The 23,237-nt window shown below is 43.2% G+C and carries 24 protein-coding genes; 1 reads left to right on the top strand and 23 read right to left on the bottom strand.

The annotated features are described in order from the left end of the window. Positions 1 to 2: 2 nt before the first annotated feature. The 18 genes from JOC78_RS00380 to JOC78_RS00465 form a co-directional block, all read right to left on the bottom strand. Positions 3 to 389, bottom strand: coding sequence for a YlqD family protein (locus tag JOC78_RS00380; protein ID WP_204551925.1), 387 nt, complete (start codon positions 387 to 389; stop codon positions 3 to 5). 73 nt (positions 390 to 462) lie between these two features. Beyond that, positions 463 to 696, bottom strand: a complete 234-nt coding sequence (locus JOC78_RS00385) for a KH domain-containing protein (RefSeq protein ID WP_204551927.1) — start codon at positions 694 to 696, stop codon at positions 463 to 465. An 8-nt stretch (positions 697 to 704) separates the two neighbouring features. Beyond that, positions 705 to 977 carry a 30S ribosomal protein S16 gene (gene rpsP / locus JOC78_RS00390; protein ID WP_204551929.1) on the bottom strand — a complete coding sequence of 91 codons (273 nt, stop codon included), beginning with the start codon at positions 975 to 977 and terminating at the stop codon, positions 705 to 707. A 261-nt stretch (positions 978 to 1,238) separates the two neighbouring features. Then, positions 1,239 to 2,588, bottom strand: a complete 1,350-nt coding sequence (ffh, locus tag JOC78_RS00395; protein WP_204551931.1) for a signal recognition particle protein — start codon at positions 2,586 to 2,588, stop codon at positions 1,239 to 1,241. Between the two features lie 12 nt (positions 2,589 to 2,600). Next, a complete protein-coding gene (locus JOC78_RS00400; RefSeq protein WP_204551933.1) occupies positions 2,601 to 2,915 on the bottom strand; it encodes a putative DNA-binding protein in 315 nt (104 codons plus the stop codon). A gap of 108 nt (positions 2,916 to 3,023) precedes the next feature. Then, positions 3,024 to 4,034 carry a signal recognition particle-docking protein FtsY gene (gene ftsY, locus JOC78_RS00405; RefSeq protein ID WP_204551935.1) on the bottom strand — a complete coding sequence of 337 codons (1,011 nt, stop codon included), beginning with the start codon at positions 4,032 to 4,034 and terminating at the stop codon, positions 3,024 to 3,026. Between the two features lie 33 nt (positions 4,035 to 4,067). After that, positions 4,068 to 7,634 carry a chromosome segregation protein SMC gene (gene smc / locus JOC78_RS00410; RefSeq protein ID WP_204551937.1) on the bottom strand — a complete coding sequence of 1,189 codons (3,567 nt, stop codon included), beginning with the start codon at positions 7,632 to 7,634 and terminating at the stop codon, positions 4,068 to 4,070. A 17-nt stretch (positions 7,635 to 7,651) separates the two neighbouring features. Then, complete coding sequence (gene rnc, locus JOC78_RS00415) at positions 7,652 to 8,392, bottom strand: ribonuclease III (protein ID WP_204551939.1); 741 nt, start codon at positions 8,390 to 8,392, stop codon at positions 7,652 to 7,654. A 121-nt stretch (positions 8,393 to 8,513) separates the two neighbouring features. Then, entirely contained in the window at positions 8,514 to 8,747 is a 234-nt protein-coding gene (gene acpP / locus JOC78_RS00420) for an acyl carrier protein (RefSeq protein ID WP_094835667.1), read from the bottom strand. Between the two features lie 90 nt (positions 8,748 to 8,837). Further along, positions 8,838 to 9,581, bottom strand: coding sequence for a 3-oxoacyl-[acyl-carrier-protein] reductase (fabG, locus tag JOC78_RS00425; RefSeq protein ID WP_204551941.1), 744 nt, complete (start codon positions 9,579 to 9,581; stop codon positions 8,838 to 8,840). Beyond that, positions 9,578 to 10,525 carry an ACP S-malonyltransferase gene (gene fabD / locus JOC78_RS00430; protein ID WP_204551943.1) on the bottom strand — a complete coding sequence of 316 codons (948 nt, stop codon included), beginning with the start codon at positions 10,523 to 10,525 and terminating at the stop codon, positions 9,578 to 9,580. Before fabD ends, fabG begins: the two co-directional genes overlap by 4 nt. Positions 10,526 to 10,538: 13 nt before the next feature. Continuing rightward, positions 10,539 to 11,543, bottom strand: a complete 1,005-nt coding sequence (gene plsX, locus JOC78_RS00435; protein ID WP_204551945.1) for a phosphate acyltransferase PlsX — start codon at positions 11,541 to 11,543, stop codon at positions 10,539 to 10,541. After that, positions 11,527 to 12,123, bottom strand: coding sequence for a transcription factor FapR (gene fapR, locus JOC78_RS00440; protein ID WP_204551946.1), 597 nt, complete (start codon positions 12,121 to 12,123; stop codon positions 11,527 to 11,529). Before fapR ends, plsX begins: the two co-directional genes overlap by 17 nt. Before the next feature lie 90 nt (positions 12,124 to 12,213). Beyond that, positions 12,214 to 14,292 carry an ATP-dependent DNA helicase RecG gene (recG, locus tag JOC78_RS00445; RefSeq protein ID WP_204551948.1) on the bottom strand — a complete coding sequence of 693 codons (2,079 nt, stop codon included), beginning with the start codon at positions 14,290 to 14,292 and terminating at the stop codon, positions 12,214 to 12,216. Then, positions 14,261 to 15,151 carry an L-serine ammonia-lyase, iron-sulfur-dependent, subunit alpha gene (gene sdaAA / locus JOC78_RS00450; protein WP_204551950.1) on the bottom strand — a complete coding sequence of 297 codons (891 nt, stop codon included), beginning with the start codon at positions 15,149 to 15,151 and terminating at the stop codon, positions 14,261 to 14,263. Before sdaAA ends, recG begins: the two co-directional genes overlap by 32 nt. A 42-nt stretch (positions 15,152 to 15,193) precedes the next feature. Further along, positions 15,194 to 15,856, bottom strand: a complete 663-nt coding sequence (sdaAB, locus tag JOC78_RS00455) for an L-serine ammonia-lyase, iron-sulfur-dependent subunit beta (protein ID WP_204551952.1) — start codon at positions 15,854 to 15,856, stop codon at positions 15,194 to 15,196. Positions 15,857 to 15,938: 82 nt separating this feature from the next. Then, entirely contained in the window at positions 15,939 to 17,615 is a 1,677-nt protein-coding gene (locus JOC78_RS00460) for a DAK2 domain-containing protein (RefSeq protein ID WP_204551954.1), read from the bottom strand. 18 nt (positions 17,616 to 17,633) lie between these two features. After that, positions 17,634 to 17,996, bottom strand: a complete 363-nt coding sequence (locus JOC78_RS00465; RefSeq protein ID WP_204551956.1) for an Asp23/Gls24 family envelope stress response protein — start codon at positions 17,994 to 17,996, stop codon at positions 17,634 to 17,636. 254 nt (positions 17,997 to 18,250) lie between these two features. Here JOC78_RS00465 and rpmB point away from each other — a divergent pair, with 254 nt between their 5' ends. Further along, positions 18,251 to 18,439, top strand: coding sequence for a 50S ribosomal protein L28 (rpmB, locus tag JOC78_RS00470; protein ID WP_204551958.1), 189 nt, complete (start codon positions 18,251 to 18,253; stop codon positions 18,437 to 18,439). Positions 18,440 to 18,554: 115 nt separating this feature from the next. Here rpmB and spoVM read toward each other — a convergent pair whose 3' ends face one another. From spoVM to pknB, 5 genes are all read right to left on the bottom strand, one after another. Beyond that, on the bottom strand, positions 18,555 to 18,632 hold the full coding sequence (gene spoVM, locus JOC78_RS00475) for a stage V sporulation protein SpoVM (protein WP_204552891.1): 78 nt from the start codon (positions 18,630 to 18,632) through the stop codon (positions 18,555 to 18,557). 18 nt (positions 18,633 to 18,650) lie between these two features. After that, positions 18,651 to 19,310 (bottom strand): thiamine diphosphokinase, encoded by a 660-nt coding sequence (locus JOC78_RS00480; protein ID WP_204551960.1) that lies wholly within the window; start codon positions 19,308 to 19,310, stop codon positions 18,651 to 18,653. Positions 19,311 to 19,705: 395 nt separating this feature from the next. Further along, positions 19,706 to 20,365, bottom strand: a complete 660-nt coding sequence (gene rpe / locus JOC78_RS00485; RefSeq protein WP_204551962.1) for a ribulose-phosphate 3-epimerase — start codon at positions 20,363 to 20,365, stop codon at positions 19,706 to 19,708. Position 20,366: 1 nt separating this feature from the next. Then, positions 20,367 to 21,248 (bottom strand): ribosome small subunit-dependent GTPase A, encoded by an 882-nt coding sequence (gene rsgA, locus JOC78_RS00490; protein WP_204551964.1) that lies wholly within the window; start codon positions 21,246 to 21,248, stop codon positions 20,367 to 20,369. Beyond that, complete coding sequence (gene pknB, locus JOC78_RS00495; RefSeq protein ID WP_204551965.1) at positions 21,248 to 23,230, bottom strand: Stk1 family PASTA domain-containing Ser/Thr kinase; 1,983 nt, start codon at positions 23,228 to 23,230, stop codon at positions 21,248 to 21,250. Before pknB ends, rsgA begins: the two co-directional genes overlap by 1 nt. Positions 23,231 to 23,237 lie beyond the last annotated feature (7 nt).

The raw sequence follows: 23,237 nt of genomic DNA on the forward strand, positions 1-23,237 counted from the left end.
CTCTATCGAATATCAATTACTGTGCCCTCTTTCACAACAATGGTTTTTCCTTTGCTGATTTCTTCCCAGCAGTCGCCAACCCTTACTTCTGTCAGCATCTGCACTTCCCCGTCTTTTAATTCACTTCCAAGGGGGAGAAGAAGGAGCTGATTCATCTGGAATTCGATATTATTTATTTTATTCTGGCGATCTGCCAGTTCCTTTTCAAATAAGGCAGCTGCCTCAGCACGGCTCTTCGGATGCTGTTTTTCCGCTTTTTTCTGCTCAAACTGAAATTGGCTGATTTCATGCTGCAGTTGGGTGATCTTTGCTTGATAAGCCTTTATCAATGTGTGTTTTGTCTTTTCAGTTAACACTTGTTTGACCGTCACGTTTTGAATAATTTGCATGTGGGATCTCTGCCTCCCGGTGTTTTTTGAGAAGACTTAAAAAACGATACGCAAAAAGGGAGGTTATCCCTCCCTATTCGGCAATTTCTACATACACTTTTTTCTGGTGAGCGGCATTGGCCGCTGCTGTGGTTATGGTACGGATCGCCTTAGCAACGCGGCCATGTTTACCTATGACTTTTCCAATATCTTCAGGATGCAGAGAAAGACGGTAAGTAATCCGGCTTTCTTCTTCCTGAGTATCGATAGTAACCTCTTCCGGATGATCGACAAGCGGTTTCACTATTGCTAAGATTATATCTTCCATTTAGCTAATTACTTGCTGTGTTTAGCGTTGTGGAATTTTTCCATGATACCTTCGTTAGAGAAAAGGTTACGAACTGTATCAGATGGTTTCGCTCCGTTTTGAAGCCATTTAAGAGCAAGCTCTTCGTTGATTTTTACTTCTGCTGGCTGAACAACTGGATTGTATGTTCCAACTGTTTCAATTTGACGTCCATCACGAGGAGAACGAGAATCTGCTACTACAATACGATAGAATGGGGATTTTTTTGCACCCATACGTTTTAAACGAATTTTTACTGCCATTTTTAAAGCACCTCCGAATAGTTTCACACAAGATAAAATGATAACAAATAACACTATTGTTTGTAAAGGTTTTTTTCTTTACATTTAATTTAATAAAGACGAACTCATCCCAGCCAAAAATAAAATCTGGCAAGTTACGCTTTTCTGTCCAGCTCCATCTGCCAGTCTCTCGCACATAACCCATCCCGCCTATGCGACAAAAGGCGCCGCCTTGTCGGTCTGTCTTATGTTTTCGAGCCTAAACGGCAGATTACGCTTTCCTTACATAAACGGGAACTTAAATGCTCCGCCTTTTTTCTTGCCTTTTTGCTGCATGCCTGACATCTGCTTCATCATCTTTTTCATTTCTTCAAACTGCTTGAGAAGGCGGTTGACTTCTTGAATGGAAGTTCCGCTGCCTTTGGCGATCCTTTTTTTACGGCTTGAGTTAATGGTTTCAGGGTGTTCCTTCTCACTGGTAGTCATGGAACGGATAATCGCCTCGATATGGCCGATTTGCTTTTCGTCCACTTGCACATTATTCAAGCCTTTCATTTTGTTGGCGCCTGGAAGCATTTTAATAATCTCATCCAATGGCCCCATGGAACGCACTTGGCCAAGCTGTTCTAGAAAGTCATCAAAAGTGAATGACATTGTCCGCATTTTTTGTTCTAATTCTTTCGCTTTCTCTTCATCTACATTGACTTGGGCTTTCTCGATCAATGTCAATACATCGCCCATTCCGAGAATACGAGAAGCCATACGCTCCGGATGGAACGGTTCAAGCGCATCCAGCTTCTCACCCATACCAACAAACTTAATAGGTTTACCGGTTACAGAACGAATAGATAACGCCGCACCGCCTCGTGTATCGCCGTCAAGTTTCGTTAGCACAACGCCCGTGACACCGAGCTGATCATCGAAGCTTTGAGCGACATTCACCGCATCTTGTCCTGTCATTGCATCAACAACGAGGAAGATTTCATCCGGCTTAGAAAGCTCCTTGATTTCTTTCAGCTCATTCATCAAGTTTTCATCCACGTGCAAGCGTCCAGCTGTATCAATCAGCACATAATCGTGATGATCCGCTTTGGCTTTTTCAATCGCCTGTTTGGCAATTTCCACTGGACTCACTTGATCGCCTAATGAAAACACCGGCATGCTGAGCTGCTTCCCGAGCGTTTCAAGCTGTTTAATTGCTGCTGGGCGGTAAATGTCGGCAGCTACCAACATTGGTTTGCGGTTGTATTTTTTACGTAATACATTTGCCAATTTACCTGTGGTAGTCGTCTTACCTGCCCCTTGCAGACCCACCATCATAATGACCGTCGGAGGACGTTTCCCTACAGCAATCTGGCTTTGTTCTCCGCCCATCAGTTCGGTCAATTCTTCTTTAACCACCTTAATGACCTGCTGGCCCGGTGTTAAGCTCTTCATGACTTCCTGACCGACAGAGCGCTCGCTGACTTTCTTTACAAATTCCTTCACAACTTTAAAGTTTACATCGGCTTCCAAAAGAGCGAGGCGCACTTCACGCATCATTTCTTTTACATCAGCTTCTGTTACTTTGCCTTTGCCGCGAATTTTTTGCATCGTATTTTGCAGTCGGTCGGCTAATCCTTCAAATGCCATTAATGCCGCCTCCTAATCTAATTTCTCAAGCTCATCAATGATCGGCAGCATCTGTTCATCACAAGAATCCCTCAGCTGTTTCAGCAATTGAATACGCTCTTGAAACTTTTTAAATAGCAACAGTTTATTTTCATATTCCTCAAGCATAGCTTCTGTGCGTTTAATATTGTCGTAAACCGCTTGACGGCTTACAGCATATTCTTCAGCAATTTCACCAAGCGAGAAATCATCTAAATAATAGAGGGACATATAACTGCGCTGCTTATCGGTCAACAACGATTGATAGAAATCATATAGATAGTTCATTCTCGTTGTTTTTTCAAGCATGTGCAGCCCTCCTTTGTTAAGTGAAAAACCTTTACAATAAATTAGTTTACTTACTTCATAAAAGAATGTCAAGAAAATTTCTTTACATCCTAAAAGAGAACCAGTCTCTTATTTTTCTTCTGTTTCGTCACTCTCTTCATTTTCTTCAAACATATTGGAGAATAATCCGTATACATACTTTTCTGCATCAAAAGCTTGAAGGTCATCTACTTTCTCACCCAGTCCAACAAATTTCACAGGAATCTCTAACTCTTTTCTAATGGCGAGCACGATCCCGCCTTTAGCCGTTCCATCTAACTTAGTTAAAACAATGCCTGAAACGTCTGTTAGCTCTTTGAACGTCTTTGCCTGAACCATGGCATTTTGTCCGGTAGTTGCATCGAGCACCAAGAGAACTTCGTGAGGCGCGTCTGGAATTTCCCGTTCAATGACCCGCTTCACTTTTTGCAGTTCATTCATTAAGTTCACCTTGTTTTGCAGACGGCCTGCTGTATCGCATAGTAAAACATCAGCTTTTCTGGATTTCGCTGCGCGGACAGCATCGTACATGACAGCAGCAGGGTCTGACCCTTCGCCTTGCTTGATCACCTCAACTCCTACTCGATCTCCCCAGACTTCGAGCTGATCAATGGCGCCCGCTCTAAACGTATCTCCCGCAGCCAGCATCACTTTCTTGCCCTCCGATTTAAACTGGTGAGCGAGCTTGCCGATGGTAGTTGTTTTTCCGACTCCATTTACTCCAACAAACAAAATGACGGTCAACTGACCATTTTGCATATTCATCTCACTTGAGGAAGAGTCCCCACCTTCGTAGATTTCAACCAATTTTTCAGTGATAATGTCGCGCACCACGGCTGGATCTTGCGTGTTTCTGCGCTTAACCTCTATTTTCAATTGTTCGATTAAGTCCATTACCGTATCAAAGCCAACGTCGGCGCCGATTAAAATTTCTTCTAATTCTTCAAAGAAATCTTCGTCTATTTTCCGGTATCTGGCTACAAGGTCATTTACTTTGCTGGAAAAATTATCGCGGGTTTTCGTTAAACCTGACCGAAACTTTTCAGTGGCCTGATCAGTTGACGTTGTCAGTTTCTCTTTCAGCTTCTTAAAAAAACTCATATTCACACTCTCTCTTCCTCAGAAATATTCTTATTAGGTTTGTGCCAGCTGTTTCGTTTCTTCCATTCGGACAGATACCAGCTTCGATACGCCGGACTCCTGCATCGTCACGCCATACAGTACGTCTGCCTCTTCCATCGTTCCTTTTCTGTGGGTGATCACAATAAACTGTGTATCTGCACTGAATTGTTTAAGGTATTGACTGAACCTGTGCACATTGGCTTCATCAAGCGCAGCTTCCACTTCATCGAGGACGCAGAAAGGAACAGGGCGGACTTTTAAAATGGCAAATAATAAAGCGATCGCCGTTAATGCCCGTTCTCCTCCGGATAGCAGCCCAAGATTTTGCAGCTTTTTCCCTGGCGGCTGAGCGACAATATCCACACCTGTATTTAAGATATCCGCGGGATCCGTTAGTTTCAGTTCCGCTCTTCCTCCGCCGAATAATGCTTTAAAGACCGGCAGAAATTCTGTGCGAATCGCTTGGAACGTGTCTTTAAACCTTTTAGCCATCTCCTCATCCATTTCCTTAATGACCTGAGAAAGCGTATCCTTCGCTTCCTGCAAATCTGTCCGCTGCGAGTGAAGAAACGTGTATCGCTCAAATACCCGGTCATACTCTTCAATGGCGCCGAGATTTACTTGTCCTAGTTCATCAATCGCGAGCTTTATCAGCTTGACCTGATTACGGACGTCTTCGATCGGTGCAGACAGCGGGTATTTCTCTTTGGCTGCTTCAAAAGATAAAGTGTATTCCTGTCTAAGCTGCTCCAGCCTGTTTTCCAATTCTACATCAAGACGGTTCACTTTTACTTCTTCATCTTGAATGGCTTCACTCATCGCTTTATGAAGTCTTTTCGCTTCTTTTAGTTCGATGTCAACATCTTCAAGCTGCTTTTGTTTCTCCATCCGTTCTTCCCGGCGCAGTGAGATCAGTTTCGCGGTCTCTTGCTTATCCACAAGCTTCCTTGCAGCCGCCGCGTCAAGCTCCTCTTCCCCTTGATCGCTATTGTGCATTTCTGACTTCAGCCACTTTAAATTATCCTGCCAGTTATCAAATTTCTTTTTCGATTCGTTCAGGTCTGATTCCACCTGATCGACAAGCAATTGCCCTGAAGTGACTTGTTCGATTTTTACAGCCAATTTGGATTTTAGATCGCTTATGACAGAGACAAGCGTTTCCTTTAGCACCTGCTCTTTTTGCTTCTTCTCTGTCAATACTTTAATCTCTTTATCCAATTGTTCGATGGCCTTTTCACTATCGGCAATCTGCTGCTGTGCATCTGTCATCCGAGAATTCAACCGGGCACTTTCTTCGGCAAACTCTTGTTTGTCCGCATCATAAAGCGCGAGGCGATCATTCATCGTTTTAAATGAGAACTGCGATTCCAGCAATTCGTTCTTCCATTCTTGCTCTTTGTGCCTAAGTGCTTCCCCGCGTGTGCGCAGATCATTCACTTCAGCTTCTTTTTCCACAATGCTTTCTTTTAACTTTTTAACTTCTCTTTCTACAGCTGATGTTTTCTCTTCCATCGCTTTAAGCTTAGTCTTCAGTGCTTCAAGCTCATTCTTTCTGCTTAACAAAGAAGACGTTTTCTGCTTTAGCGCGCCCCCTGTCATGGAGCCGCCTGGATTGACTACATCACCATCAAGCGTAACAATCCGATACCTGTATCCTAGTGTTTTCGCTAATCCATTCGCCCCAGTCAAATCTTTTGCAATCACTACATGACCAATTAGATTCGTAATCGCCTGTTCAAAACGGCTGTCGTATTGAATTAAGTCAGAAGCTATTCCGACAAAGCGGCTGTCGTTTTGAAGCTGGGATAATAGGGCACTAGGAAATACTTTTCCTCTCATCGCGGTTAATGGCAAAAATGTTGCGCGCCCAAACCGATGCTGCTTTAAAAAAGAAATAGCGCCGCGGGCGGCAGATTCATCGCTTGTGACAATATGCTGCATACTGCTTCCAAGTGCTATCTCAAGCGCCGTTTCATACATTTTTGGCACATCAATTAATTCTGCCACTGCGCCTTCGATTCCTGTCAGTTTCGTATTTCTCGCTTTTAAAATTTCTTTTACTCCCTGGAAAAAGCCTGAATAATCTTCCTCTAATGTTTCAAGCATTTCCTTTCTGGATTTAGCTTCTTGCAAAATTTGATACGCTTGATAGAGGTTCGATTCCTGTTTGGCGTACTTGTTCTTTAAGACGTCAATCGTCTGTTCGCTATCACGGAATTGTTCCACGTGACGCGCAAGATCGGATTGTGCCTTTGCCAGAAGCTCCTCGATGTGTGCTTTTTCAGATTCGATTTGCTGGCGCTCATTCACATATTTAGCGTTTTCCGTATCGAGCCGTTCTTTTCTTCTAGCCAATTGTTCCAGCTGCTGCTTTATATGCTGAAGTTCATTTTTAGCAGCGGCTTGCTTATTAAGTCCTTCGATATAATCTGCTTTTAAGGATTCAATTTTCTCCTCAACGTTTTCAGATAAACTTTTCATTTCTGATTGCTTTTCTTTTAATGCAACGGAGAGCCTGTCCGCTTCTGCTTGATCGCTTGCTGCCTTATCTTTAAGCTTTCTGAATTGCTCGGTGAGGCGTTCAATTTTATGTTTTTCTTCATCTAAGCTTTTGGCCAGCTGTTCCTCATTCTGCGTTGCATTCTTTTTTCTTTCTTTTAACACCTGCTTGCGTCCCTCAAGCTTTTCAAGTTCTTCACTTGCCGCAAGTAGCACACTTTGCAGTTCATTCACGGACTCATCAATGGCCGAAATCTGATCACGAAGCTCTGCTCCAAGCGCTTCCTTTGCTTGAACACCTGCAGATAAGCCAATTTCTTCACCTTGATGCCTAGAAAGATCGGCTTTTAACTGCTCCCATTCACTGTGCAGCTGTTCAATATCATAGACGATACAGGCGATATCTAATTCCATTAATTCTTCTTTTTTCTCTAAGAAATCCTTTGCAATGGAGGCTTGAATTTTCAGCGGTTCAATTTGTCCTTCTAATTCAAAGAGAATATCTTGCACGCGGTTTAAATTTTCCTGTGTTTCTGAAAGCTTCTGTTCCGCTTTTCTTTTTCGCGTTTTATATTTCAGCACGCCTGCTGCTTCTTCAAAAATAGCGCGCCTGTCATCTGGCTTGCTGTTGAGGATTTCTTCGACTTTGCCTTGCCCGATAATCGAAAACGCTTCTCGCCCAAGACCCGAATCCATAAATAATTCTACGATATCCTTTAAACGGCAGGACTGCTTGTTAATATAAAACTCACTTTCGCCTGAACGGTACACTCTCCTAGTCACATTTACTTCGTTATATTCAATCGGCAGCACTTGATTTTCGTTATTTAGCGTTAAAGTCACTTCAGCAAAATTCAATTGCTTTCTGCTGTCGCTTCCGGCAAAAATGATATCCTCCATTTTTCCTCCGCGCAGGCTTTTAGCTGACTGCTCGCCAAGAACCCATCTGATCCCATCCGTAATATTGCTTTTCCCCGACCCATTGGGACCAACCACGGCCGTAACTCCATCTACAAATTCAACGGATACTCTTTCGGCAAATGATTTAAAACCGACAATATCCAATTTTTTCAGGAACATTCTCTCTTTCCTACCTTCTATTCTGTAAGTTCTTTCAATGATGTTAATGCCATTTGGGCAGCGAATTGCTCCGCTTCCTTTTTCGACCGGCCTGTGCCTGTGCCTAGCACTTCACCATTCATCGTGACTTGGGAAACAAACTCCTTGCTGTGAGCAGGCCCTTTTTCTTGAAGCACTTTATATTCAAGCTGGCCTTTTGTTTTACGCTGAACCAATTCTTGAAGCTGGCTCTTATAATCCATCATATGAGAAAAAGCACCGGAGTTAATTTTCGGATAGACCACTTGATCCAACAGCGGAATGACTTGTTCTAGTCCCTGGTCTAAATACAAAGCCCCAATAAACGCTTCAAATACATCCGCTAATAAAGCAGGCCTCATCCGTCCGCCTGTCAATTCTTCTCCTCTGCCAAGGAGGACAAGCTCGCCGAAATTCAGTTCATTGGCGAACGTCACAAGTGAAGGCTCACAAACAATGGCTGCTCGCAGCTTAGTCAAATCGCCTTCTGACATCAGCGGGTATTTTAGAAATAAATATTGTGACACCGTTAATTCGAGGACAGCATCGCCTAAAAACTCTAAGCGCTCATTGTCTTCATAAGGTTTTTTCCGATGCTCATTCACATAGGATGAATGAGTAAATGCTTGTTTTAATAATTTCTCATTGTTAAATTTAATGCCGATTCTCTCTTGAAACAACTTAAATTGTTCATCTCGTCTATAGGATGTTTTTCGAAAATCTTTATTTGGTTTCTTCATAGGACTTCCCCCGTTATCAAAAACTAGTGTACATACAAAACCAATTCTAGTCTAAAATCACAAGAAGCGCAAAAGAAAGAAAGCTCCGTTTAATAACGGAGCCTTGCTTATCTTCTAACGATTAGTTTTTGCTGTTTATGTAGTTCACAGCGTCACCCACTGTTGCAATTTTTTCTGCATCATCGTCAGAAATTTCCATATCGAACTCATCTTCCAATTCCATAACAAGTTCTACTACATCTAGAGAATCTGCACCTAAATCTTCTTTAAAAGAAGCTTCAAGTTTCACTTGTGATTCTTCTACTCCAAGACGATCCACAATAATCTTTGTTACGCGCTCTAATACATCTGCCATTACACGTTCACCTCCCCTCAAGTCATTATAAATGAAAACGGTGCAATGAACAATTCACAATTAGGAATAGCACCCTCAAAAAATCATCCGTTACATGACCATTCCGCCATCTACATGCAAGGTTTGACCTGTCATATACTTCGAATCATCTGATGCTAAAAAGGCTGCTACTTTAGCAATATCTTGCGGCTCGCCAAAACGGGCAAGCGGGATCTGCTTATGCATCGCTTCTTTCGCTTCTTCCGGAAGAGCATCTGTCATGTCAGTTGAAATAAATCCCGGTGCAACCGCATTGACTGTGATTCCGCGTGTAGCAAGTTCTTTTGCTGTCGTTTTCGTTAAACCGATCACACCAGACTTAGCCGCTACGTAATTGGCTTGGCCTGCATTTCCGCTCACGCCGACAATCGAAGAAATATTAATAATGCGTCCGCTGCGCTGCTTCATCATTTGACGCGTAACCGCTTTGGTGCACAAAAACACACCTTTTAAATTAATGTTAATGACATCATCCCACTCGGATTCTTTCATGCGCATTAATAAATTGTCTTTCGTAATTCCTGCATTGTTGACTAAAATATCTAGCTTCCCAAACGTTTCTACCGTCATTTTGACCATTTCTTGAACGGCTTCACTATCCGATACATTGCACTGTACAGCAAAAGCATTTCTGCCTAGCGCCTTAATCTCATCAACTACTTCGGCAGCCTTTGCTTCACTTCCTGAATAATTGACCGCTACATCCGCACCTTGACGGGCAAGTTCGAGCGCGATTTCACGGCCGATTCCTCTAGAAGCCCCTGTAACGAGTGCAGATTTCCCTTGTAAATTCATCGTGCGGCCTCCTTTAACTCTTCGATTACTGCTTGAATCGTTTCTTCATCTTGAATAGCAAATGTACGAACTCGGCGGTTCACTTTCTTTACTAAGCCGGAAAGCACTTTTCCAGGGCCGATTTCGATAAATGTATCCACACCATTTGCCAGCAATGTTTCAACACTGTCTTCCCATAATACTGGTGAATACAGCTGCTTTAATAATTTAGCTTGAATGTCCGCTGACTTTTCGACTGGCAAGGCATCCACGTTCGCAATCACAGGCACTTGGCAATCTTTGATTTCCACTTCATTTAATACTTTCTCCAGCTGTTCTGTCGCTGGCTTCATTAATTCTGAGTGGAACGGTCCGCTGACGTTTAGAGGCAGCACTCGTTTCGCACCTTTTTCCTTCGCCAGTTCTCCTGCCTGCTCAACTCCAGCTTTTGTTCCTGAAATGACAATTTGTCCCGGGCAGTTTAGGTTGGCCAGTCCTACTAGATCACCGCGTTCAGATACCTCTGCACACACTTCTTGCAAGGCAGTCCGATCTAATCCAAGCACAGCCGCCATCGTTCCCTCTCCGGATGGGACAGCTTGCTCCATGAAACGTCCTCTATTATGTACAACGTAAACAGCATCTTCAAACGAGATCGCTTTTGCTGCAGCGAGAGCCGTGTATTCTCCTAAACTATGTCCGGCCACAAAGTCAGGTTTGATTCCTTCTTTTTCAAACCGTTTCAAAACCGCCAGGCTCACAGTTAATAACGCTGGCTGCGCATTCGTCGTCTGCGTCAGCAGCTCCTGCGGACCATTAAAAATAATCTCGCTTAGATCATAACCTAACCGTTCATCCGCAGCTGAAAACATCTCTTTAATCTCTTGATGCTCATCCGCAAGTGTCTTCCCCATACCAACTGTTTGAGACCCTTGTCCCGGAAAAATAAACGCTATTTTCCCCATACTTTTCTCCCCCTTATTCTTGTTCTGAGTTTGGCATTAATTTGGCTGCCTGTTTAATTTTATCTGGCACATCTGCTTCAGCCATCGTATAAGCCTGTTTCAATGCATTATAAAACGCATTGGCGTTCGATGAACCATGGGCTTTGATGACAGGCGCACGAAGACCGAATAGTCCCGCTCCGCCATATTCTGTATAATCCATTTTGTTCTTAAGACTATAAAGTTCTGTTTTTAATAGACCTGCACCGATTTTTGCTTTCAGTGAAGAAGTTAAGGAAGACTTCAGCATAGAAAAAATCGATAAGGCAGTTCCTTCTAGTGTTTTCAACACCATATTACCTGTAAACCCGTCTGTCACGACAACATCTGCCACGCCGTTTAGTAAATCGCGGGATTCCACATTGCCTATAAAGTTTAATTCGCCGCTTTGCTTCAATAACCTGTAACTTTCTTTCGTCAAATCATTACCTTTTTTTTCTTCTGTTCCAATATTGAGAAGTCCGACTCGTGGATTGGCAATACCGCGCACCTTTTCCGCATAGATGGACCCCATTAGGGCATACTGCATTAGGTGTTCTGGCTTCGCATCTGAGTTCGCTCCTAAATCAAGCATCACAAACCCTTTACCGTCAATAGTCGGCAAGGTTGGTGCTAGTGCAGGACGCTGTATGCCTTCGATCCGTCCGACAATGAAAAGCCCTGCTGCCATTAAAGCCCCTGTATTTCCAGCTGATACACAGGCAGATGCTTTCTGATCCGCCACTGCTTGAGCCATCAAAACCATAGACGCTTGCTTTTTCCGTCTGACGGCTCTGACCGGTTCATCTGTTCCTAAAATCTTTTCTTCTGTATGTATGACTTCCGCCCGGTCATTGGCCTCTAAATATTTGCTGATTTCTTTTTCATCACCGAAAATCATCACTTCAAGATTCGGCAATTCTTTCAACGCCTGATTAACTCCTAAAATAATTTCCTTCGGCGCGTGATCTCCGCCCATTGCATCAATAGCTATTTTCATTGGTTTCATCCTTTACTGATGTATTGGAACGGTACATGATAAAGTCCCCTTCAAACACTAATTCCTGGCCGACATAACTGCTGACTTGAACAGTTGTCCGTTCTTTACGTTCCTGGATCTCTGTTACTTTTGCTTTAGCGACCACTCGTTCACCTTCATTCACTGAACGAGTAAAGCGAATATTCGCTTTCGCGGTCAACGCTAGTTCATCATTGATCACCGCAACCGCCAAAGAATTCGCTTGCGCAAATAAATGATGGCCTCTCGCGATCCCGTTTCTTTTAAATACATGTTCTTTTTTTACATCAAAAATGGAAATCGCACTCTTATCAAGCTCTATATCAATTACATCTCCAATCACTTCCTCAATCGGAAGAGACCGGACTTCGTCTGTTAATTTCTTCTCAGCTACATGTTTAATTCTTTCCCGCAGCTCCGGAATGGACAGTTCCATTCGGTCTAAACGAATGGTTTGAACACTGACCCCGAAGAAATCTGCTAACTCTTCATCCGTCACAAACGGCTGCTCTTTAATTTTTTCCTGCAGCTGGCGCTGTCTATCTTTCTTTGAACGTTTCATAAATTCACACCATCCGATATTAGGACTAGGTACTAATAGTAGTATAAAATCAAAAAAAGCAGAATGCAAGGAAAAACTTACATTCTGCCATTAATCCAATTTCTCACCTGAAGTGACACCGGTTTGCACTAAATACTCCCGCATGACAGCATACTCTTCTAATTCCCAAAATTCTTTTGATTCTATTAATCTTTTCGCATCGTCTCTTGCCACTTCAAGCGCACGATAATCATGAATCATATCCGCTACTTTAAATTCCGGAAGGCCGCTCTGCTTTCTGCCGAAAAAGTCTCCTGGTCCCCGAAGCTCCAAGTCCTTTTCACTTAAAACGAATCCGTCATTCGTCTCAGTCATAACTTTCATCCGCTCCTGGCCGACTTCTGTTTTCGGATTGGCCAGCAAAATGCAATAAGATTGCTCGCTTCCTCGGCCTACTCGTCCCCTAAGCTGGTGAAGCTGGGATAAGCCAAACCTCTCCGCGTCATAAATCACCATCATGGTCGCGTTCGGCACATTTACACCTACTTCAACGACAGTTGTGGAGACAAGAACCTGCAGCTGATTATCACTGAATTCTTTCATCACCCGATCCTTTTCTTCAGAAGGCAGGCGTCCGTGCATAAGACCCACTTGATACTTGCTATGAAAATAGTGAACGAGCTGAGAATGGACATCGAGCGCATTTTGCACATCCAGCTTTTCTGATTCTTCAATCAGCGGACAAATGACATACACTTGTCTCCCTTTCACTAATTCCTTTTCCATAAATCCTAACACTCGATCAAGCATTTCTTCTTTTGCCCAATAGGTTTCAATCGCCTTTCTTCCCGCTGGCATTTCATCAATAATGGATACATCCATCTCACCAAATACCGTAATGGCCAATGTTCGCGGAATCGGAGTAGCCGTCATGAATAATACATCCGGACTTTCTCCTTTTTCCCGAAGTACCCGGCGCTGCTGCACGCCAAAGCGGTGCTGCTCATCAGTTATGACCAAACCGAGCCGTTGAAAATCAACTTCGTCTTGAATTAAAGCATGCGTCCCTATTAATATATCTATTTCCCCTGCACTTAATCTTCCAAGTAATTCTTTTCGCCTCTTGCCTTTAACTGAGCTTGTCAAAAGAGCCACCGTTACTCCCATCGGCTCAAGCATCGCATGCAAAGATTCCGCATGCTGTTCCGCTAAAATCTCTGTCGGCACCATTAACGCACCTTGGAATCCTGCTGTTACTGTTGCGTACAGGCAAATTGCCGCAACGGCAGTTTTTCCGCTTCCTACATCACCTTGCAGCAGACGGTTCATGCGATATGGCGATAACAGGTCGGCACAGATTTCATTAACTACCCGCTTTTGCGCGCCGGTTAATGAAAACGGCAGTGAATCGATGAATTGTTTAAGCTTTTGTAAATCGTAGGATTGAGACATCCCCTTCGATTGTTCTCTTTCGAATTTTCTGAGCGCTTGCATTTTTAATTGAAAGTATAAAAATTCTTCATAGACAAATCGGCGCCGCGCCTGCTTCATTTCTTCCTGTGAAGCAGGAAAATGCAAGCTTCGCAATGCCTCACGCCGGTGCAGCAATTTATACTTCTGCAAAAACGAATCCGGCAGCGTTTCATGCAGATGGTCGCTAAATTGAGATAAAGCAAGACCCATATATTTTCGGAACTGCTTTCCTGACACAAGACCTTTTAGGGCATATACCGCCTCAAAATCTCCTTGCTTTTGATGAGGGCCTGCTTCAAATAATTGGGCATTAATGGTCTGTCTATGTTTATCCCACTTTCCCGTTATAGTGACTGTATCATTGACATTCATTTTATTCTTTAAGTAAGGCTGGTTAAAAAATACGACACTGATTAAATAACGGCCGACAAGAACTTTCAGTGTCAGCCTTGATTTTTTTTTGCCATAAAACATTAAAGAAGGTACGCTATGTACCTTCCCTTCCACTGTTACACGTTCATCGTGAGCCACTTCTGCCAGGTCACGCAAACGATAATCCTCGTAACGATGAGGAAAATACTCAAGCAACTCTTCAATTGTAAAGATGCCAAGTTCTGATAACTGGGCAGCCGTTTCTTTTCCAATTCCTTTTAATGTGTGGACAGGCTGATGGAGCGGCTGGTGATCATGATTTGTCTTTACGGATGGATGTTCCATAAATCTTCTCCTCCAGCTTTCGCCCCGTCGGTGTAGCAGCAAGTCCGCCACCGGCTGTTTCTCTAAGTGCAACCGGCATCGTCTGTCCTATTTTATACATCGCATCAATGACTTCGTCACAAGGAATTCGGCTTGTGACACCAGCAAGCGCCATATCAGCTGCGACCATCGCATTAGCAGCCCCCATCGCATTTCGTTTCACACACGGCACTTCCACTAATCCAGCTACTGGATCACAAACGAGACCGAGCATATTTTTCAATGTAATCGCCATGGCTTCTGCCGACTGGGCGGGTGTTCCGCCAGCCATTTCTACAATTGCTGCCGCAGCCATGCCAGATGCTGACCCTACTTCAGCCTGACATCCTCCTGCTGCACCTGAAATGGAAGCGTTATTCGCGACAATATAACCAAATGCCCCCGCTGTAAACAAGAAATGGATCATTTCTTCACGTGATGGCTTTAATTTTTCCCTTACGGCAAACAACGTGCCTGGCACCACGCCGGCACTTCCCGCTGTCGGAGTTGCGCAAATCGTACCCATGGCTGCATTCACTTCATTGGTAGCAACCGCTTTGCTGACAGCGTCGAGTAACAGCGTGCCGGAGAGCGTATTGCCTTTTGAAATATATTGCTGAAGAAGAACGGCATCTCCACCTGTCAATCCGGACAAGGAATGAACACCTTTAATTCCTCTTTCAACCGCCTGTTCCATTACAGTCAAGTTTTGATCCATCTGCTCCATTACTTGATCTAAGCTTTTCCCGGTTACTTCCATTTCTTGCTCAATCATAATCTGTGATATTTTCTTCTGCCGTTTCTCGGCCAGTTCAATTAATTCAGCTGCATTTTTAAACAAGTCACTCGCCTCCTTTGGTGTAAGCGCCACCATACTTATTAGTTATTCAGCGATCCTTGCCACTTGAATAATATGAGGAAGACCTCGAATCGCATCTAGAATGGTTTCATCAAGCCCTTGGTCGACTTCAATTGTCATTAAGGCCATATCCCCTTTCGCTTTTCGGGAAACCTCCATGTGGCCAATATTAATTTGATGCTTAGCTAGTTCATTAGAAACAGTTGCAATTGCACCGAAACGATCATTATGCACCACAAGTATCGCCGGGTGATGTCCAGAAAGTTTTAATTCAAAACCATTCAGTTCGGTAATTTCAATTTTTCCGCCACCGATTGAAATGCCCACGAGCTCCATTTCTCCCGAGTCGTCTCCAATCTTCAATCGGGCTGTATTCGGATGCTCTGGAACAGCTTCTTCTTCAATAAACTGAATAGACATGCCCTTATCTTCTGCAATTTTTATCGCATCTTTAATCCGTTCATCAAATGTATCAAAATCCAGCAGTCCCCCAATAATGGCCACATCTGTCGCATGACCCTTATAGGTTTGAGCAAAAGATCCGTAAAGGGAAATTTTTGCCCACTTCGGTTCCCGTCCAAACAGGCTTCTGGCTACTCTCCCTATCCGAGCAGCTCCCGCCGTATGCGAGCTTGATGGACCAATCATCACTGGACCTATAATATCAAAGACACTTTTATACTTCATTGCCATGCCTCCTTCAACCCTTATTGTCCATCGTTTACCCATATTTAAACATAAGGAAAAAGAAGGGGTTTCCCCCTCCTTCTTATTCCACTGAAAAAATGAAAGAATAAAGCGGCTGTTTGCCGTTATGAACTTCCACTTCTACATCTGTATAGTTTTCTTCCATGAAGGACGTTACATGCTCTACTTCTTCTTCAGTAGCATCTTCTCCATAGATAATCGTTAAAATTTCTGATTCGTCATCAATCATTTTTTCAAGCAAGCCTTCAGCTGTCGTTTTCCGGTCTTTGCCTGTTAAAACAATTTTGCCTTCTTGAATGCCCATGAAATCATCTTTAGCTATTTCAATGCCATCAATGCTCGTATCTCGGACGGCAAAAGTGATTTGGCCTGTTTTTACATTTTTCAAGGCAGCTGTCATAACCGATTCATTTTCCTTTAATCCCGTTTCAGGATTAAAAGCTAATAAAGAAGATATGCCTTGAGGAACTGTTTTAGAAGGGATGACGATGGCTTCTCCGTCAATCACTTCCGCAGCCTGTTCTGCAGCCATGATAATGTTTTTGTTATTAGGCAGGATGATCACTTTCTTCGCGTTGACTTTCTCCACTGCACGGACAATATCTTCCGTACTTGGATTCATTGTCTGTCCGCCTTCAATGACCGCTGAAGCGCCGACGCTTTTAAATAATTCTGCAATTCCTTCACCCATTGCCACTGTGACAATTCCATATTCCTGCTGTTCTTTATTCACAGGAGGCGCTTCAGTGTGCTGAGCAGTGTCAAACAATAGCTCTGTATGCTGCTGACGCATATTTTCAATTTTCATGCTGATCAAGCTGCCGTAGCGCTGACCGTATGTCAGAACTTCGCCTGGCTGTTCGGAATGGATATGAACTTTGGCGATTTCATCATCAGAAATCACGAGTAAAGAATCTCCATACTGGCTAAGATCTTCACGGAATTTCTCTTCAATAAACGGATTCGCTTTCGCTTTGTCCGCTTCGAATTTCACCATAAACTCGGTACAGTAGCCGAATTCAATATCTTCTGTATTCATGAAGCTTTGCACGCTCTTATGGTGCTCAGCCCGGACAAGATCGTCAAGCTTAGGAGCGGATACACTCACATTTGAAAGCTTTTCACCTTTCAGTTCCGCAAGAAATCCTTCATAGACAAACAGAAGTCCTTGTCCGCCGCTGTCAACCACGCCAACTTCCTTTAGAACTGGCAACAAATCCGGAGTGCGGGCAAGTGAGGCTCTGCCTTCTTCTACAATGGCTTCCATCAATTGAACAATATCTGTTTGCTTCTTAGCAGCAGAAACTGCCTTTTTAGCCGCATCCTTGGCTACAGTTAAAATCGTGCCTTCAACAGGTTTCATGACTGCTTTATACGCGGATTGAACGCCGGCATCAAATGCTTGAGCCAGTTCTTTCGTGCTGACTGTTTCTTTCTGCTCGATGGCTTTTGAGAAACCGCGGAATAGTTGAGATAAGATTACACCTGAATTTCCGCGTGCGCCCATTAAAAGGCCCTTTGCAAGAGCAGCGGCTGTTTTGCCGAAATGTTCACTTGGCTGCTGCTGGACTTCTTTCGCACCAGAAGTCATTGATAAATTCATATTTGTTCCTGTATCACCATCAGGAACAGGAAAAACGTTTAGCGCATCCACCATTTGCGCATTTGCTGAAAGATGGCTGGCTCCTGCCTGAATCATTTGGGCAAAACGTTTCCCATCCAATGAAGTAATTGACACGAATCTTTCCTCCTCACACTATGGGTTCGTCACCCGAACACCTTGTACAAAAATATTTACAGAGTCGACAGATAATCCGACTGTTTTATCTAGAGTGTACTTAACTACTGACTGGACATTATTGGCTACTTCTGAAATCTTCGTTCCATAGCTGACAATGATGTACATATCAATATGAACCTGATCCTCTTCTTGACGAACCACCACTCCGCGCGTAAAGTTTTCGCGGCGAAGAATTTCAGTCAGTCCATCTTTCAATTGTTTCTTGGATGCCATACCGACGATGCCGTAACAGTCAACTGCTGCTCCGCCTGCAATCATCGCAATCACATCGTTAGAAATATCAATTTGTCCGTACTTCGTTTTAAGCTCAATAGTCACAGAGAACCCCCCTTATGATTGTTGCTACGCTACAGACATTTTACTATACTTATTGTGTTTTTAAAAGCAATCAACTATCCGCACCCTATCATTTCAAAATTCTCTATCTAATGTCAAGGTTTTTTTCTTGAAAGACTTTCAGAGAACTATTGCAATCGAAAAAGTTGTGTGGTAAATTATTAAAGTATCTTTTAGACTATAATGAAGTGATGAAACTAATGATGTTCTGCTTCAATCAGTGAGGAGTGAATAACATGCCTAAAAAATGTGTTGTTTCAGGTCGTAAAGCTCGTTCCGGTAACGCTCGTTCCCACGCAATGAACGCCAATAAGCGTACTTGGGGTGCTAACCTTCAAAAAGTTCGCATTCTTGTAGACGGAAAACCTAAACGTGTTTGGGTTTCAGCAAGAGCACTTAAATCCGGAAAAATTGAGCGTGTATAATACTTTCCAAAAAAAGAACAACCAGCTGAATTCAGCCGGTTGTTCTTTTTTTGACCTTTTTTCTACTCAAGCCTGCATGTAGTAACATTCATCTATCTCTGTCCATTGCCTGAAGTTATTTTTTCATTGTTCCAAGCATGGCTCGCACCAGGCCGCCTAAAAATTTAGGAAGTTTAATGGTATAAAATTTCATGATTGCCACCCCTCCAGTTTAAACTGCTTCAGCATCAGAACTTCTTACCATCATTAATATGCCGGTCCCGAAAGAAAAAGTACCGCTTTCTCTTATTAACTCATTACTCACGCATAAAGTTGACCCTGTTTCGATCGTATGATTTCTTAAAGGATACTTAAACCCTTCAAGTGTGAGACCGGTCACATCCCCAAGAATCGAAAAGAAAGAACAGTATGTTAAGTTTGGATCCGGCAATACCTGATAGCACCCCGGTTCATATAAAGACAGCTGATTGCGCTGATCCACTATCCTTATATCTATATGCGAAGTGAGAAATTGTTTCTTCAATAATAGATTAACATTGCCGAAAAAATGATCTAGCCTTCCGCCCGTAGCACCAAAAATATAAATTGTTTCTGGGTTTTGCTGCATAGCCCAAAGCAAGGCCAGCTCAAGATCCGTTTCATTTTTTTCAGCCCGCACTCTCATTACATCCGGCACATGGTTTTGTATCTTTTGAAATTCATCGAGTGTAACCGAATCAAAATCGCCAAACGCGCGAGATACACGAATCCCTCTTTTTAATAAGTAAAGGACTCCTCTATCCACACCGACCCACAATAGATCCTGATCGATAAAAGAACGAATATCAGCCAGTTCCGATTCTGGCCCTCCGGCAACTAGAGCTATTTTCATTTCATCCCCTCCTTATGTACAATTCGTAAGACAAACTGCTTTAAAAATTCTTAAGGTAACTTTGTTAAACATGCCGGTTGATTGGAACTCCAGGATGCTTCGCTTTCCGCGGGGCGTGCGGTGAGCCTCCTCAGCGCTAAAGCACCTGCGGGGTCTCACCTGTCCCGCTGATCCCGCAGGAGTCTCGCACCTTCCGCTCCAATTAACCTAACGCTAGTAACCTATTATCTTAATCCTACTGCAAAAAACGGCCAACTCCTTTATTTCTTTATGTGACTTGGCCAATTTGTTCAAGAATATGTATGCTAGTCGGTTACAGATAAACGATAAAAACTGGACCAATCCAGAATGGAATGAGTCCAGTTTTTCAATTAAAGCCTGGTTCAAAAAGGGCTTTACATTATTTCAATCGACTGCTTAATCGCTTCAATCGCTTGTTTACGGTCAGGCTGGTTATAAACGGCAGATCCCGCAACTAACACATCCGCGCCGGCATCTGTACCGAGCTTAGCTGTTTCTGCATTGACGCCGCCATCAATTTCGATTTCAATATCCAGTCCGCGGTCCACAATCATTTGCTTCACCTGACGGATTTTGGGTACGACCGAATGAATAAACGACTGTCCGCCGAAACCAGGATTGACGGTCATGATCAGCACCATATCGATATCTTCTAACACATGCTGAATGGCTTCCGCCGGAGTAGCCGGATTTAGAACCACTCCAGGCTTCACCCCAAATGAGCGAATCAGCTGGATCGTACGGTGAAGGTGCGGACAAGCCTCCGCGTGAACGGTAATATAATCGGCTCCGGCTTTCGCAAAGGCTTCGATATATTGATCGGCATTTTCGATCATTAAATGGACATCAAGCGGAAGCTTCGTAACCGGACGAATCGCTTCCACAATTAATGGCCCAATTGTAATGTTCGGCACAAAGTGGCCATCCATCACATCTACATGAATGTAATCGGCTCCGCCTGCCTCTACTTCTTTAATTTCCTCTCCCAATTTAGAAAAATCAGCTGATAATATTGACGGTGCGATTTTTACCATATTAATACCTCGGCTTTCTCTCTTTAATTTCTTCCATAAACTGCAGATAATGCTTATATCGGTACGGCAGCAATTCGTCGGCTTCAACAGCTGCTTTCACTGCACATTTCGGTTCATTTAAATGCAGGCAGCCCCGAAACTTGCAATCCTGACTCAGCTTCACCATTTCTGGAAAGCAGAAAGGAAGTTCATCCGCTTCAATCTCGGTAAATTCCAGCGAACTAAAACCAGGGGTGTCAGCCACTAATCCATCGTTTACTTTGATCAATTCAACATGTCTCGTCGTATGCTTTCCCCGGCCAAGCGAATCTGAAATTTCATTCGTTTTCAGTTCTAATTCAGGCCTTAATGCATTTAGAAGAGAGGATTTCCCCACTCCGGATTGCCCAGCAAATACAGAGATCCGTTTATGCAAATAACTTAATAATTCTTCTAATCCGTCTTCTTCCATGGAAGATGTTAAAAGAACCGAATACCCGATAGACCGATACTCATCTGCATACTGCTGAATCTGCTTGGTTTCTGCTTCGGACAATAAATCGATCTTGGTAATACATATCAGAGGTTCGATCTGCTTCGACTCAATTAACACAAGAAAGCGATCTAATAAAGCCGTGCTGAAATCAGGCTGAACTGCAGAAAAGACCAAAATCGCTTGATCCACATTGGCAATTGGCGGGCGAATCATTTCGTTTTTCCGATCCTCTATTGCTACAATCGTTCCTTCTTTATCATTATCAGCTTGGTACTCGACATAGTCTCCAACGAGGGGAGACACTTTTCTTTTCCGAAAAATGCCTCTTCCCCGGCATTGTACGACGCGTTCTCCATCAAGCACATAATAAAAGCCGCTCAACGCTTTAATAATTTTCCCTTCTGGCATCAGGCGCCTCCTTCATTATTCTCTTCTTCTTCTGGATATGGAATCGTTTCATCCATAATGACCCGCTGATCGCGTATGACTTTATAGCCTGCTTTCATCCCTCTTTGCATAATAAACTCAAGTGTCTTTTTCGTTTCTCCCTGAATCATAAAGACTTCATACGGCTCCGTCATACTGCGATTCATATCTTCCACATAAATTTGTACCTCTTGAGGAGTTCCATCAATCTCTGGTTCATACGGAATGATAATTTCTTTCGTCACTGTTTTCGGGGGAATTTCACGTTTCCCTTTAGAGACGACGACTTCCACTTTCTCGCCCACATGCAGCTTGGATCCTTGTTCAGGAGATTGAGAGATCACCAGTCCTTCTCCAACCGTGTCTGAGTATTCCTCTTTGATGACTTCAATATTTAATCCAGTGGATTGAGCGTAATCTTGCAAACTTTTTTGATTATAATCGGTCAGGTCAATCAGCGAAACTTTCTCTAGTCCTTGACTGACTGTAAATACGACTTCTGTTTCACCTGGAATGATTTTATTCCCTGCTTCCGGATCCTGATCAATGATCGTTCCCGGCTCACTTTCATCGTACACCAGTTCCTGACTGACTTCTTTATAGCCTTCTTTTTCTAATTCTTCTGCTATCTCTTCATAATTTTCGTCTTGATAATCACCGAATTCCACTGTTTCTTTCCCTGCGCTGACAAGCAGATCAATAGAATCTCCTTCTTTCACGCTAGAACCAGCCTCTGGCTTTGTTTCAATGACCATTCCTTCTGGCACTTCATCACTAAAACGCTCGGTGGTTTCGCCTACAGTTAACCCTTTCGTCACTATTTCTGATACTGCGGCATCGAGCTTCTTCCCATTTACATTAGGTACTTCCATATCTTTCGGTCCAATTAACCCCGGAATAAATGCTGCAGCAAGCCCAGCTAGTGCCGCCAATAATAAAAAGATGAAAACAATAAGCGGCCATTTTCTTTTTTTCTTTTCCGGTTTTTTTTCTTTAATCTCAGCTGTCGCCTGCTTCATAGCTGGATTCGGACGAACCTTCGTCTCTTCCTCGGCCTCTGCTATCGCCGGGTCTTTAATAATAGGAATCGCTTTTGTTGCTTCATCATCTAAATCAGGGATCATAAATTTAGGGTCATTTAAACGCTCAGGGTCTAATGCGGTGGCTAAATCTTCTTCCATTGCCTCTACTGTTTCGTATCGATGCAATGGATCTTTCGCAGTCGCTTTCATGACGATATTCTCGACACTTTGCGGAATGCCCGGCTGAAATTCCTTTAATGAAGGCGTTTCAGTCTGTAAATGCTTGATCGCAATCGAAACAGCTGACTCGCCAGAGAAGGGCAGCTTTCCTGTCAATAATTCAAACATGACAATCCCTAAAGCATAAATATCAGACTTCTTTGTTGCCATTCCTCCTCTTGCCTGTTCAGGAGATATGTAATGAACGGAGCCCAGAACAGCATTTGTTTGTGTAATAGAGGTGGCGCTTAAGGCCATGGCAATACCAAAATCAGTGATTTTTACGTTCCCGTCGTGGTCAATCAAAATATTGTGAGGTTTAATATCACGATGAATGATTGAATTATGATGAGCAAATGCGATGGCTGATGCCAATTGTTTCATAACATCTATCGCTTTTTCGACAGGAATGGGCGACTTTTGAATAAATTCCTTCAGTGTCATTCCGTCCACATATTCCATCACTAAAAAGTTCATGCCTTCTTCTTCGCCAACATCATATATATTTACAATGTTAGGATGAACAAGGCTAGTTGCCGATTGAGCTTCTCTATGAAAACGTCTTAAAAATTCATCTTCACTGGCAAATTCCAGTCTCAGCACTTTAATGGCAACATCTCGTTCTAAAATAATGTCCCGTGCCAAATACACATTTGCCATTCCGCCGCCGCCGATCATTTTGATGACTTTGTAGCGGCCGTTTAAGCGCTTTCCAATTAGCATAACTCTC

The sequence above is a fragment of the Bacillus ectoiniformans genome (assembly GCF_016908875.1).
In the GTDB taxonomy this organism is placed as follows: Bacteria; Bacillota; Bacilli; order Bacillales; family Domibacillaceae; genus Bacillus_BX; species Bacillus_BX ectoiniformans.